Genomic DNA, 12,263 nt, shown 5'->3' with positions numbered 1-12,263 from the left:
GTGAAACCTCTTAGCGCTGATGGTAGTGTGGGGTTACCCATGTGAGAGTAAGTCATCGCCAGCTCATTATTCCAAAATCCCCCTCCGCATTAGCAGAGGGGGATTTTTTTAGGCCCGGGAATTTAGATAAGATATTTAACATATCTATCTCAAAGCTGATCAGATTCTTCTGAGGCAGATGATTTCTGTCAATTTGTTTGACCTAGTAGGATCTCTGTAAGGCTGGCTCTAAAAGAGTTTATAAGCTGATCTTGTAAATTTTGGCACATAAAAAACCAGCGAATCGCTGGTTTTTTATTGCAGACTATTTTAGCCAAACACGCGCATTACGGCTGCGATTAATACCCAAAGAATGACAATCGCCACGATGGGTTCAACAATCTTTGCCCATGTTGGGGTATTGATAACAATGACTTCTTCGACATCTTGATGCTGCTGATTCTGGCTTACCATTTGATTAAACTCCTTCATTGATGCTTCCAATGATAGCTCTTCTTGCACAATTGGTTTAGAGCCTTTGAGTTCTGTTAGCTTGTTTGTTGTCCAAACCCAATCATCTGCTTGACCAGATAAATGTTCAATTTGCCCGGTCAGTAATTCCTGAATGCTATGGATATTATGGTTGCCGGTATCATGCAGTTGTTTTAATTCAATAAGCTGTAAATGAAAAATTTCTGAAGTGCTGTGCTCAAGCTGGGCTCGATCCAGAGTAGATTGATTTTCCGGACTGGTAGCGAGATGACGCACGATTTCCAGGATATATAATTCATCAGGATGATTGATTTCATTATAAATTTTTTGTGGGTTATGACGCCATTCAGTAATAAGTTTTCCTAAAGTTAAGGCATTGATTTCTGATATATATTTTCGTCTTTCTTCTTTTGTATATTCTTTTAGAAGCTCAGGCTTTTGAGTCTCTATCTGTTCAACAAAATATTGTACTAAATCAAAAGCCATTCACTTGCTCCATTATTTTTAATCTAATAGTCTTAAAGTCGGTTTTTTCTTTGGTTGTTCAGTTTGTTCTTCAGTGCTTGATTTTAAAGCATCTTCATCATTTTGTGTATGCTCATATTCACCTGGATCAAAGAATAAACCTTGACTATTTTCACGTGCATAAATGCCGAGTACTGCTGCCATAGGCACATAAATATCACGAGAAACGCCACCAAAGCGAGCCGAGAAGCTAATGGCATCATTGCTCATATGCAGCGCATGTACGGCATGTGGCACAATATTCAGGACAATCTGTCCGTCTTTAATAAACTGCTCAGGAACCATGGTATTTGGACGTGTGGCATCCACCAGCAGGTAAGGCGTCATATTGTTATCACAAACCCACTCATAGATTGCACGTGCCATATAGGGACGGGTAGGGCTAAGGTTGAATTCTTGTTCGGACATGAGGTTTCTCTACGGGTGCTTGAGTTGCGCTGAATAACGGTTCTTTTCCTGTAATGTCATGGATTTTACAAAGGCAGGACGACTGAAAATTCGTTGGCAATATAAATAAAACGGACGGCATTGCTGCTGTGGTAATTCTACGCCCATCTGTTTCAGACGGATAAAAATTGGTGCCAGCATACAATCCAGGATACTAAATTGTTCAGACATAAAATAGGGAAAATGCTGGAATAGTGGCATCAGTGAAATCAGAATATCCTGTAACTGCTTTTGTGCCTGAGTTCTGGCTTTCTTATCCAGCGTATCAGGATGGCATAACATGAGATCAGCCAGCTTTAACCAGTCATTTTCAAAGCGCCAGATGTATTGTCGTTGCTCTGCGCGTGGTATTGGGGCATCGGCATACAGTTTATTCTGGCGATAACGATCATCTACATATTCTGAGATAATTGAAGTATTAAATAATTTAAGTTCATTTTCGATCAGCATCGGCAATTGATTATAAGGATTGAGACTGGCCAGATCCTCATCATCGGCATCCACCAAAATCAGGTTATATTTAATCTGTTTTTCGGTAAGCACATAGCGAATCCAATGGGAACGAAAGTCATCGGCATGACTATAGAGAGTGATTCCTTGAAGAGGCGCGCTTTCGACTGACATAAATCCTGATGAGCTTCTAATGAATAGACTAGGATACTAAAATTCAACCTAAAAAGCACCAAGCATCAAAGATCAATCGGCTTGAGCCGAGGTAGATTATAAGAAAAACAACTGGAGGAAAATAAGATGCTGATCAAGCTTCCTGTCATTTTGCTGTTTATCTGTATTGGGATCGCAAATTATTATTTGATGAAGTCATTCTGGTGTCATGAAGGGGTATGGGGTAAGGATGTACATGAACAATAACAAGAAAAAAGTTCTAAATGACCCACTAACCGCCATAAAAAAACCCTGGAAAATCCAGGGTTTTTTGTCCGATTCGGTAAACGAATTAACGTTTAGAGAACTGAGGACGTTTACGAGCTTTACGTAAACCAAGTTTCTTACGTTCAACTTCACGAGCATCACGAGTAACGAAACCAGCTTGACGAAGAGCAGGTTTTAAAGTTTCGTCAGAAGCGATCAATGCACGAGTAATACCGTGACGGATAGCGCCTGCTTGACCACCAATACCACCACCAGCAACAGTGATGTAAAGGTCATATTTGTCAGTCGCTTCAAGAAGCTCAAGTGGTTGGTTAACAACCATACGAGCAGTTTCACGACCGAAATACTGTTCAAGAGTACGGTTGTTAATTACGAGTTTACCAGTACCAGCTGATAGGAAAACACGTGCAGTTGCGGTCTTACGGCGACCTGTACCATAATTAGTAGCCATGTGCTGTTATCCCTTAGATGTCCAAAACTTGTGGCTGTTGAGCAGCGTGTGGATGCTCAGTACCTGCATACACTTTCATTTTCTTGATCATTGCATAACCAAGAGGACCTTTAGGTAACATACCTTTAACAGCTTTTTCTAGAACTGCTTCTGGTTTGTGAGCGATTAACTTTTCAAAGTTAGTCTCACGGATACCACCAGGGAAACCAGTGTGGCGATAGTATTTCTTATCTTGTGACTTTTTACCAGTCACAGTGATTTCTTCAGCATTGATAACAACGATGTAGTCGCCAGTGTCAACGTGAGGAGTATAAGAAGTTTTATGCTTACCGCGTAAACGACGAGCGATTTCAGTCGCAAGGCGACCTAAAGTTTTGCCAGAAGCATCAACAACGTACCAGTCGTGTTGAACTTCAGCTGGCTTAGCGCTGAGAGTTTTCATTAAACCACTACCTATTATAGTTGGTTTGGACTATGGAATCTGTCCAAACTAAAGGAGACGCGATTCTAAACGAATACGTGAAGAATCACAAATGAAAATTAAAATTTCAAGCGCTGTATTTTATCTAATCTCCCTGGTGAAAGAAAGACCTAAGCCTTTATATGCTACAAAAACTGCAACTATATTTGTAACCATAGTTTCAATGGTATCAAAATATTGATTTATAAGTACTCTTTGCAATGATTACTACAGCGTAGGCATGATCGGGTTATAATATTTCTCAGCTTTGCCAAATTGAGAAGATGATGCTGCCTTTATATGTCACCAGTGGGGAACCTGCCGGAATTGGTCCTGATATTTGCCTGAGTCTTGCAGATCGTGTTGATGAGCGCCCAATTGTGGTATTGGCGGATATTCATATGCTCGAGCAACGTGCTCAGATACTCAAATTATCGGTTGAGCTGATTGAATATCAAGGACAGGAGTCATCTTCAGGCATCGGTCAGCTATTTGTAGAGCATGTTCCCGTGCAGCAAGACGTCGTATTGGGTGAGCTGAATCCGAACAATGCGGCTTATGTACTGGAGCAACTGCGTCGATCCGCAGACTATGCCATGTCAGGAAAAAGTGTCGGCGTCGCGACTGCGCCTGTACAAAAATCTGTAATTAATGAAGCAGGCATTTCTTTTAGTGGCCATACCGAGTATTACCAGGAATTTGCTGGTGTCCCGCGTGTGGTCATGATGTTGGCCACCAAAACTTTACGCGTGGCCTTGGCCACTACCCATCTTCCGCTTCGTGCCGTGGCAGATGCGATTACGCCTGAACGCTTGCATCAGGTGATTGATATTCTGATTCACGACCTGAAATCCAAATTCAAGATTGAACAGCCGAATATACTGGTTTGCGGTTTAAATCCGCATGCCGGGGAGGGCGGTTATTTGGGGATGGAAGAAATTGAAGTGATCAATCCGGTACTCGAAAGCTATCGTGCCCAAGGTATCAACATGAGTTTAAGCCTACCTGCTGATACTTTATTTACTCCAGAAAACCTAAAAGATGCTGATGCTGTTCTGGCGATGTATCACGATCAGGGCTTACCTGTGTTAAAATCACAGGGCTTTGGTGAAGCCATTAATATTACCCTCGGCTTACCGTTTATTCGAACTTCTGTTGATCATGGCACAGCACTCTCCCTTGCGGGGACGGGACTTGCGAAAAGTTCCAGCCTGCACGTTGCTGTCGATTTAGCCCTCGATCTGGCGCGCCACTGATTATTGTTCATCACTCACGTTGGAAATGTTTTTATGTATCAAATTAATGCCTTAAACCCAAAAGATGAAGGGCATCAGGCTCGAAAAAGATTTGGTCAAAACTTTTTACATGACCAGCGTGTCATTGCCAAAATTGTACGCTCAGTCAATCCGCGTCCAGGTCAGAACATTCTGGAAATTGGCCCGGGTCTGGCCGCTTTGACTTCACCTTTAATTGGTGAATGTGATGCCTTAACCGTACTTGAGCTGGATCGTGATCTGGCTGCTGGCCTGCCGGGTCGTGTGCCGCATCCGGAACGTTTAACCATTATTGAAGCCGATGCCTTGAGATACGATTATTCTCAGTTGTTCCAGGAAGATCGTCCATTACGTGTGGTCGGTAACTTGCCTTATAATATTTCTACGCCACTATTATTCCATCTTTTGGAATTTGGTGACAAAGTGCAAGACATGCATTTCATGCTGCAAAAAGAAGTCGTGGATCGCATTACCGCATCACCCAATACCAAGGAGTATGGCCGTCTGTCGGTGATGATTCAATATTTCTGTAAACCGACTTTCTTGTTCGAAGTGCCACCTGGATCTTTTAATCCACCACCAAAAGTGACCTCAGCAGTGTTCCGTTTGGAGCCTTATAAAGTTAAACCGATTGTGGCGAAGAATGAAAAAGCGCTGGCACGTCTGGTATCTCATGTCTTTACCCAGCGTCGTAAAACCTTGCGCAATAGCTTAAAAGGCATGCTGGTTGAAGATGGTTTTGAAAAAGCGGGTGTTGACCCGATGGCACGTCCAGAAACTCTGACCCTTGAACAGTTTGTTGCACTTTCAGATCAAATGGTGGCTTAAATAACGATGAACCGCACTGTTCGATATAATTATGTAATTGGCGATGTGCAAGGCTGTTTTGAGGCCTTGAAAGCTCTGCTCAAAGAAATCCGCTTCGATGCAGATCAGGACTTTATCTGGTTTGCTGGAGACTTGGTGGCACGAGGTGAAAACTCAATTGCTGCACTGCGGTTTATCAAGAAGCTGGCCGAACAGGGATCGGCTGCAACAGTCTTGGGTAATCATGATTTGACTTTATTGGCCTATGCCCGCGGCATCAAGCCGATTAAAGAAAAAGACAATGTTCGTGATGTGATTGATGCCATCGACAGCGATGACCTGATTGACTGGCTGCGTAAACAGCCGCTGTGTCTATTTCCAAATGAGCAGACTATTCTGACCCATGCAGGGATTCCGAATATCTGGAATGCAGAAAAAACTGCTCAATTGGCACAAGAAGTTGAAGCCATCATTTCTAATGATGACTTCGATGTGCTGGATGATTTTTTGAAAGAGATGTTTGGGAAAGAACCCGCACTGTGGTCAGACCAGCTAAAGGGCCATGAGCGTATTCGCTGTATCGTGAATTATTTGACCCGGATGCGTCTCACTGATGCAGAGGGGCGTCTGGAATACAGCTTTAAAGATGCGCTAGATGATCCAATGCCGGAAGGCTTTAAACCCTGGTTTGAATTTGAGTCATTAGCAGCGCAAAGCCATCAGATTCTGTTTGGTCACTGGGCTGCCTTAAATGGTAAAACTATTTCGGACCGAATTCAAAATGTCGATGGTGGCTGTGTCTGGGGCAATCAACTCATGGCATTCCGTCTGGAAGATCAGCAGATGTTCGCGGTTGATAATCCGGTGATCTAAGTAAATCCAATAAAAAAAGCCACGTGATCACGTGGCTTTTTTAAACTATCTATTAGTCTGCACGTATCCAGGTCTGGTTACGACCAAGTACTGAAACACCTACACTGGCGCGCAGGGTTAAACGTTTGCCAGTGTTGTTTAAACGCATTTTTGCGTCATAAATTTTACCTGCCAAAGGATCAATCACTTTACCTTTGTCATAATTCTTGGTGCCTTCAACCAGTTTTAGGCCTTTTAAAATGGTCATGCCTAAAATAGGCTGATTGGTATAAGGTGCAGGGCAGTTATTGCATTTTTCACGTGGATTATAGTCTGGACGAGGCGTGATTTTTACAATTTTGCCTGAATAGGTATTATTTGCTTCTTTGCTAATGACGATAATCGCTTTAGCCGCCCCCGTTTTATCATCAATTTGTTGCCAGGTTCCGGTAATATCGTCTGCCCAAAGATTGGTCATACATCCTGCTGTAAGCGCGGCAAGTAATATTTTTTTAAACATAGAGAGTCATTCCAAAGAATTTTTATCATCGCCCGCTCATGTTAGAAATCTTACTAAAATAGTCAACACTTATCTGAATACTATAGAGTTGATACACTAAAAAAAGCTGCCAATTTGGCAGCTTTTTTGAATAATGAGAATTAGGTATTAATCTTGGCGAATCCAGGTCTGGCTACGGCCTAAAGCGGACACACCCACATAACCACGCAAGGTTAAACGTTTACCATTGGCATTTAGACGCACTCGAGCGTCATAAACTTTACCTGCCAATGGATCAATCACTTTACCTTTTTCATAATTGTTGGTGCCTTCCACATGTTTTAAACCAGTCAATACATCCATGCCCATGATCGGCTGATTGGTATAAGGCGCGGGACATTTATTGCAGGTCTTTTGTGGAGTATAGCCTGGACGTGGAGTCACTTTGATAATTTTTCCGGCAAAAGTCCCATTATCATTTTGACGAATTTCAATAATCGCTTTTGGTGAGCCGGTTTTATCATCAATTTGCTGCCAGATGCCAGTCAGATCCTGTGCATAAGCAGTTCCAGTCATCAGTGCAGCGATGAACATTAATCCTAATTTAGTTTGTTTCATTATATTTATCCCTTTTTTATAGATGAATAAAATATCCCCAACACAAAAGTGCTGTTTTTATTAATCCTGGCGAATCCAGGTTTGTGTGCGACCAATCGCAGAGATCCCGATATATCCACGTAAAGTCAGTCGTTTCCCATTGGCAGAAATCCGCCCTTTTAAATCATAAATTTTGCCAGTGAGTGGATCGAGTACCCGGCCATGTGCATAGTTATTTTTGTTGGTGGGTTTCAGTCCTTTAATGACGTCTAACCCCAAAATCGGTTTATCGGTATAAGGTGGTGGACATTTGACACATTTTTCCCGTGGTGTATAACCTGGGCGAGGTGTGACTTTAGTAATCGTTCCGGTATACGAGCCATCAGCCTGCGTTTTCATTTCAATCAATGCTTTAGGTGAGCCGGTTTTATCATCAATCTGTTGCCAGAGACCAGATAACTCCTGTGCAAAGGCCAGAGAGCTAGTGAATAAAGAAGCTGAAAAAACAGTTAAAAGTGCGATTTTATACATGCGATATCCTTATCCTTATTTTTTTATAAACATTCACCTAATTCCATGTGGTGAATGCTGATGCAAACTACGTTAATACACTTTCATAATCTATATTGCATGAAAAAAGCATATGTTTAATATTCATACAACCTAATGCATTAAAATGCAAGTTTCTATCTACTAAAGCATAACTCCATCACATTTTTTTAATTAAGCAGGAATTAATCCTGCTTAATCCAGGTTTGACTACGGCCAAGCGCTGATACCCCGATATAACCACGTAGAATAAGACGTTTGCCATTGGCACTTAATTTTGCCTTGGTGTTATAAAGATTCCCTGATAATGGATCAAGCAGCTTGCCTTGAGCAAAACTGTTATTGCCGACGTGCTTTAAGCCAGTGAGTACATCCAGACCAAGAATAGGTTTATTGGTATAAGGTGCAGGACAGGACACACAGTTTTCTTTCGGTGTATATCCAGGACGCGGGGTAATTTTTGTGATCTTGGCAGCATAGACGCCGGAAGCCGTCTCACGAATTTCGAGGAATGCTTTAGGCGAACCAGTTTTGTCGTCAATATTTCTCCATGTCCCTGAAAGGTCAGAGGCAAAGGCCAAATGGCTGAAAGAGGCTAAAAGTAAAGTTGAAAAAAATTGAACCTTATTCATTTATCTGTTCCTAGGTTGGATTAGAGTTCTTACTCTATAGTAAGAACGATTACCACATAAAACAAATGATTAATTTGATTCACTAGTCACATTTTTTGCAAATAAAGTATAAAAGTTGGCAACCAGATCGCGGTGAAGACCGCATTTACCGCCATGCCAAAAGCAGCATAACGACCTGCAACACTGCCGCGCTGCCAGGCCTGAGCTGTACCAATGGCATGTGCAGCCAGTCCTAAAGCCAATCCGGAGGCACGTTCATCATTGATATGTCTCAGAATAAATGGAGAAAAAGCTGCACCAATCACACCAGAAAGAATCACGATCAGAATGACCATGCTGATGGGTGCATCCAGCAGGGTGGCAATATTAATCGCAATTGGAGTAGTCACGGCACGGGTAGCAAACGCCATAATGTCTGCAGAGGACATATGCAGCAGATAAGCCAGTCCCATCGGTAAGGCCACAGCACTGATGCTGGCAAAAACCAGAATGCCGATAATGGCTTTCAGTGGCAAATCGTCATAGCGCATTGCGGCCAACGGAATGGCCAAGGCAACAGTCACATAGCCAAGTAAATGGTTGAAGAGTGGATTAACTTCATCCATATAATTTTCATAGGGAATGCCGAGCACAAATAGAATTGCCAGTATAAAGAACATGCTGAACACGATGACGGGAATTTGCGGAATGAATCGGTTACAGGGTTTGGCAATCAGATAGGCGATAAGGGTAACCGTAAAGCCATACAGAATAGATAACATGCGGAACTCCTATAACCAGCGCTTGGCCATTTTGGCGTAAATCCATAAAGGAATCAGGGTGCTGAAAAACATGATGAACAAGAAGGCGGGGATTTTCTGGCCCATATGAGCCAGCATCATCAGTGCACCTGCACTGACCGGCAGGAAAGCAAAGGCACTTTCTTTCATCAGTTTGTTATTGGTATCTACGAGGCGGGCGGGGAGTTTGCCGAAGTAGCGCCAGGTAAACAGCGCAATTAAAAGGCTCAATAACCCGACCAGATTGCCTAATTCAGGATGATTCAGTTGGGTCATTAACCAGACCGAAGCTTCCCGAAAGACAATAATAAGTAACAGGGTGCCGATCCATGCTGGCCAATCTATTCGTTTTATCCAGTTCATTGCTATGATCATTAATATTAATAAGTTTACTTATCAAGTTTTACTCGATCTTTGACTGGATTTCAAACGCTTCCAGTGGACGCTGAAATTGCTGCGCCTGTTTGCCTAGAATTTCATCTAAAGGTAAATGCGCCTGTTTAATCAATTGTTCCAGTTTTTGTGGTGCAATTCGAATATGCAGATGCAACTGGCCTTCATCATCATAATGTTCTGACTGGATCACATTCAGACCATAGAGCTGGTTGCGCAGCTTGCCATAAGCGGGTTTCAAGATTAAATCGAAAGACTGTAGTTGCCCCATCAAGGACTTATGTACTGCTTTACGCAGCAGGTCAATTCCTTCGCCACTATATGCTGAAACATAGACACGTTCTGGCTCACCCGGACGTCGATAAATAATTTTGGCCTCGTCACCGCTACAGTCAATTTTATTGTAAACCTGCAGGATCGGAACATCGGCACCAATTTCTTTCAGGACTTTTTCAACCGCTTCAATCTGTTCCAGCATTTCTGGACTACTTGAATCGATGACATGCAGCAACAAAGTCGCTTCTAGGGTTTCTTCCAAGGTTGCCTTAAAGGATTCGACCAGAGAGTGGGAAAGATTACGGACAAAACCCACTGTATCTGCCAGTACCAGATTGCCGATACCATCCCATTCCAGACGCCGTAAAGTAGGGTCCAAGGTTGCAAACAGCTGATCGGCTGCATAAACATCGCTGTTGGCGAGTAAATTAAACAGGGTCGACTTGCCGGCATTGGTATAGCCGACTAAAGATACTGTTGGCACAGCCGCTTTTTGACGGGCAACACGGCCTTGCATCCGGGTCTGACGGACTTTATCAATACGTGCCTTGAGCTGTCCCATACGGATACGCAGCAAACGGCGGTCAGTTTCCAGCAGGGTTTCACCCGGACCACGTAAACCGATCCCGCCTTTCTGGCTGTCGAGATTGCCACGACTACGAATTAAACGCGAAGATAAATGTTGTAGCTGTGCCAGTTCGACTTGCAACTTGCCTTCATAGGTACGGGCACGCTGGGCAAAAATATCCAGAATCAGTTCAGTACGATCGACCACGCGGCATTTAATCACCTGTTCCAGATTACGGGCTTGGGCCGGGGTCAGGGCATGGTCAAAAATGACCAGATTGGCCTCCAGCTCTTCAACACGTTCAGCGATTTCTTCTGCCTTGCCGGAGCCGATAAAAAATTTGGCATCGGGTTTCACCCGCTGAGCATAAATATGTTCGAGAATTTCAGTATCTGCAGACTGGGCCAGCAAACGAAACTCTTCAGCATCAAGGTCATCCAGCATTTGTACGCTGACACTCACCAGAATGACGCGCTCTTTCCCTCGATGTTGTTGTAAATATTCCACTCAGGCCAATCTCCACTTGAAAACTTTAGTGTAGTTGAAAAAGGGCTGAGCAGATACTGAATTAGCGCGGCTTTGGTTTAAAGTGCGCTGATAAACAGTTGTGCAAGTGTTACCAGTAGCACGGCATAGATGCAGGTGCCGCCCAAAATATATTTGAGCACTTGTAAAGGCGGAGGTGTGTCGTTCGCGGGCTGGGTTTGATCTGGCATAGCTACGATCCTTTTCAATCTAATATTTCGATAGTTTTATTTTGAATGATTTTTTAATCCAATTAAAATTGAAGATATAGATGCTATTGGTCGATTTTTATTATCAATGCAAGTTGCGAATGAACAGTATAGAATGAGTTTAATTCGTGGATATTCCCTGTATCTCGCTTAGGATTTAATGACGTTTTTATGAACTCAACTATACAAAACCAGACTCCAGATATCGAAGGCTTGGCCAAGTTTTTCCTGTATAGCCGGAAAATCACAGCTTCATTGGCTACCATTAGTGAAGGGTTTTACTTGGTTTTTCGTCATGGCTTATATAAAAATCCGAACAACCCGACCAATACCCGCTATGTGCAACATTTTTGCCGCCAGTTATGCAAAGTATTCAATATCGAAGTGCAGGTGCATGGCGAGATTCCGCGTGAACCCGCCTTATGGGTCAGTAACCATGTATCTTGGCTCGATATTGCCGTTCTGGGTTCAGGAGCGCGGGTATTTTTTCTGGCAAAAGCAGAAATCGAGAACTGGCCGATTCTAGGCAAATTGGCCAAGGGTGGGGGTACTTTATTTATTAAACGTGGTTCAGGAGATTCAGTCAGGATCCGTGAACAAATTACCGGTTTTCTCAAACAGAATATTCCGGTGCTGTTCTTTCCTGAAGCGACGACTTCTGATGGGCGAGCCATCAAAAAAGTGCATGGCCGGATTTTAGGTGCCGCGATTGAAGCGCAGCGTCCTGTACAAATCTGTCTGATTTGTTATGTGAATCAGCAGGGCGACCTGGATATGGTTGCGCCGTTTGTCAATAACATCAGTTTTGCCGCCCATGTCAAAAAAGTACTGGAAATGCCGCAAGTCATTGCACATTTAGTGGCTTTACCTGCAATTGCCACTGAAGGGCATACGGTTGAAAGCCTCACGCGTGTGGTCCAGGAAAAAATGCAGACTGGCCTGGTTGAACTTCAGTCACGGGTATTAAAAAAGCCTCAATAAGAGTAATGCCAGTCAGTTAAGCAGACATTAGAAAAATGTAGTAAAAATGAGTGTATGCCAATACGCTCATTTTTTTT

The 12,263-nt window shown here is 43.0% G+C and carries 17 protein-coding genes; 4 read left to right on the top strand and 13 right to left on the bottom strand.

What is annotated here, in order from left to right:
- Positions 1–309: 309 nt before the first annotated feature.
- The 5 genes from PV763_RS15890 to rplM form a co-directional block, all read right to left on the bottom strand.
- Entirely contained in the window at positions 310–957 is a 648-nt protein-coding gene (locus PV763_RS15890; RefSeq protein ID WP_004281678.1) for a hypothetical protein, read from the bottom strand.
- Positions 958–975: 18 nt separating this feature from the next.
- Positions 976–1,404, bottom strand: coding sequence for a ClpXP protease specificity-enhancing factor (locus tag PV763_RS15885; protein ID WP_005248014.1), 429 nt, complete (start codon positions 1,402–1,404; stop codon positions 976–978).
- 9 nt (positions 1,405–1,413) lie between these two features.
- Positions 1,414–2,067: a glutathione S-transferase N-terminal domain-containing protein gene (locus PV763_RS15880; protein WP_253113530.1), complete on the bottom strand. Its 654-nt coding sequence runs from the start codon at positions 2,065–2,067 to the stop codon at positions 1,414–1,416.
- A 331-nt stretch (positions 2,068–2,398) separates the two neighbouring features.
- Positions 2,399–2,785: a 30S ribosomal protein S9 gene (gene rpsI, locus PV763_RS15875; protein ID WP_004281681.1), complete on the bottom strand. Its 387-nt coding sequence runs from the start codon at positions 2,783–2,785 to the stop codon at positions 2,399–2,401.
- 13 nt (positions 2,786–2,798) lie between these two features.
- A complete protein-coding gene (gene rplM, locus PV763_RS15870) occupies positions 2,799–3,227 on the bottom strand; it encodes a 50S ribosomal protein L13 (RefSeq protein ID WP_004281682.1) in 429 nt (142 codons plus the stop codon).
- A 305-nt stretch (positions 3,228–3,532) separates the two neighbouring features.
- Between rplM and pdxA the strand changes: the two genes are divergently transcribed.
- Genes pdxA through PV763_RS15855 form a run of 3 tightly spaced genes read left to right on the top strand, consistent with a single transcriptional unit; the run spans position 3,533 to position 6,199 of the window.
- Positions 3,533–4,501, top strand: coding sequence for a 4-hydroxythreonine-4-phosphate dehydrogenase PdxA (gene pdxA, locus PV763_RS15865; protein WP_005248009.1), 969 nt, complete (start codon positions 3,533–3,535; stop codon positions 4,499–4,501).
- 33 nt (positions 4,502–4,534) lie between these two features.
- A complete protein-coding gene (gene rsmA, locus PV763_RS15860) occupies positions 4,535–5,347 on the top strand; it encodes a 16S rRNA (adenine(1518)-N(6)/adenine(1519)-N(6))-dimethyltransferase RsmA (protein WP_420938192.1) in 813 nt (270 codons plus the stop codon).
- A gap of 6 nt (positions 5,348–5,353) precedes the next feature.
- Positions 5,354–6,199 (top strand): symmetrical bis(5'-nucleosyl)-tetraphosphatase, encoded by an 846-nt coding sequence (locus PV763_RS15855; protein WP_005169457.1) that lies wholly within the window; start codon positions 5,354–5,356, stop codon positions 6,197–6,199.
- 52 nt (positions 6,200–6,251) lie between these two features.
- On the opposite strand, the gene PV763_RS15850 is transcribed toward PV763_RS15855, so the two are convergent.
- The 8 genes from PV763_RS15850 to PV763_RS15815 all read right to left on the bottom strand — a co-directional run bounded on the left by PV763_RS15850 (position 6,252) and on the right by PV763_RS15815 (position 11,187).
- Positions 6,252–6,698, bottom strand: a complete 447-nt coding sequence (locus PV763_RS15850) for a DUF2147 domain-containing protein (protein ID WP_420938191.1) — start codon at positions 6,696–6,698, stop codon at positions 6,252–6,254.
- 147 nt (positions 6,699–6,845) lie between these two features.
- A complete protein-coding gene (locus PV763_RS15845; protein WP_004645963.1) occupies positions 6,846–7,295 on the bottom strand; it encodes a DUF2147 domain-containing protein in 450 nt (149 codons plus the stop codon).
- Positions 7,296–7,355: 60 nt separating this feature from the next.
- Positions 7,356–7,805, bottom strand: a complete 450-nt coding sequence (locus PV763_RS15840; RefSeq protein ID WP_005252776.1) for a DUF2147 domain-containing protein — start codon at positions 7,803–7,805, stop codon at positions 7,356–7,358.
- Positions 7,806–8,008: 203 nt separating this feature from the next.
- Positions 8,009–8,455, bottom strand: coding sequence for a DUF2147 domain-containing protein (locus PV763_RS15835; RefSeq protein WP_004732188.1), 447 nt, complete (start codon positions 8,453–8,455; stop codon positions 8,009–8,011).
- Between the two features lie 86 nt (positions 8,456–8,541).
- Positions 8,542–9,216 (bottom strand): LrgB family protein, encoded by a 675-nt coding sequence (locus tag PV763_RS15830; RefSeq protein WP_420938190.1) that lies wholly within the window; start codon positions 9,214–9,216, stop codon positions 8,542–8,544.
- Positions 9,217–9,225: 9 nt separating this feature from the next.
- Positions 9,226–9,597: a hypothetical protein gene (locus PV763_RS15825; protein ID WP_213687630.1), complete on the bottom strand. Its 372-nt coding sequence runs from the start codon at positions 9,595–9,597 to the stop codon at positions 9,226–9,228.
- Between the two features lie 40 nt (positions 9,598–9,637).
- Complete coding sequence (gene hflX / locus PV763_RS15820) at positions 9,638–10,978, bottom strand: ribosome rescue GTPase HflX (RefSeq protein ID WP_420938189.1); 1,341 nt, start codon at positions 10,976–10,978, stop codon at positions 9,638–9,640.
- A gap of 77 nt (positions 10,979–11,055) precedes the next feature.
- Positions 11,056–11,187 carry a hypothetical protein gene (locus tag PV763_RS15815; protein WP_005252768.1) on the bottom strand — a complete coding sequence of 44 codons (132 nt, stop codon included), beginning with the start codon at positions 11,185–11,187 and terminating at the stop codon, positions 11,056–11,058.
- Between the two features lie 189 nt (positions 11,188–11,376).
- On the opposite strand from PV763_RS15815, the gene PV763_RS15810 reads away from it, so the two are divergent.
- Positions 11,377–12,186, top strand: coding sequence for a lysophospholipid acyltransferase family protein (locus PV763_RS15810; protein WP_420938188.1), 810 nt, complete (start codon positions 11,377–11,379; stop codon positions 12,184–12,186).
- The last annotated feature ends 77 nt before the right edge of the window (positions 12,187–12,263 follow it).

The organism is Acinetobacter sp. AS5 (assembly GCF_048957595.1).
GTDB lineage: Bacteria > Pseudomonadota > Gammaproteobacteria > Pseudomonadales > Moraxellaceae > Acinetobacter.
The sequence above is the reverse complement of the archived record's forward strand: the minus strand, read 5'-3'. Positions and strand labels throughout refer to the sequence as shown.

Bases quoted from the DNA above. Each gene is read 5' to 3' on its own strand.
- PV763_RS15815 (WP_005252768.1), bottom strand. From the start codon at position 11,187: ATGCCAGATCAAACCCAGCCCGCGAACGACACACCTCCGCCTTTACAA.
- PV763_RS15830 (WP_420938190.1), bottom strand. From the start codon at position 9,216: ATGTTATCTATTCTGTATGGCTTTACGGTTACCCTTATCGCCTATCTG.
- PV763_RS15845 (WP_004645963.1), bottom strand. From the start codon at position 7,295: ATGAAACAAACTAAATTAGGATTAATGTTCATCGCTGCACTGATGACT.
- rplM (WP_004281682.1), bottom strand. From the start codon at position 3,227: ATGAAAACTCTCAGCGCTAAGCCAGCTGAAGTTCAACACGACTGGTAC.
- PV763_RS15850 (WP_420938191.1), bottom strand. From the start codon at position 6,698: ATGTTTAAAAAAATATTACTTGCCGCGCTTACAGCAGGATGTATGACC.
- PV763_RS15890 (WP_004281678.1), bottom strand. From the start codon at position 957: ATGGCTTTTGATTTAGTACAATATTTTGTTGAACAGATAGAGACTCAA.
- PV763_RS15825 (WP_213687630.1), bottom strand. From the start codon at position 9,597: ATGAACTGGATAAAACGAATAGATTGGCCAGCATGGATCGGCACCCTG.
- PV763_RS15855 (WP_005169457.1), top strand. From the start codon at position 5,354: ATGAACCGCACTGTTCGATATAATTATGTAATTGGCGATGTGCAAGGC.
- PV763_RS15835 (WP_004732188.1), bottom strand. From the start codon at position 8,455: ATGAATAAGGTTCAATTTTTTTCAACTTTACTTTTAGCCTCTTTCAGC.
- PV763_RS15880 (WP_253113530.1), bottom strand. From the start codon at position 2,067: ATGTCAGTCGAAAGCGCGCCTCTTCAAGGAATCACTCTCTATAGTCAT.
- PV763_RS15840 (WP_005252776.1), bottom strand. From the start codon at position 7,805: ATGTATAAAATCGCACTTTTAACTGTTTTTTCAGCTTCTTTATTCACT.
- pdxA (WP_005248009.1), top strand. From the start codon at position 3,533: ATGCTGCCTTTATATGTCACCAGTGGGGAACCTGCCGGAATTGGTCCT.
- PV763_RS15810 (WP_420938188.1), top strand. From the start codon at position 11,377: ATGAACTCAACTATACAAAACCAGACTCCAGATATCGAAGGCTTGGCC.
- rpsI (WP_004281681.1), bottom strand. From the start codon at position 2,785: ATGGCTACTAATTATGGTACAGGTCGCCGTAAGACCGCAACTGCACGT.
- PV763_RS15885 (WP_005248014.1), bottom strand. From the start codon at position 1,404: ATGTCCGAACAAGAATTCAACCTTAGCCCTACCCGTCCCTATATGGCA.
- rsmA (WP_420938192.1), top strand. From the start codon at position 4,535: ATGTATCAAATTAATGCCTTAAACCCAAAAGATGAAGGGCATCAGGCT.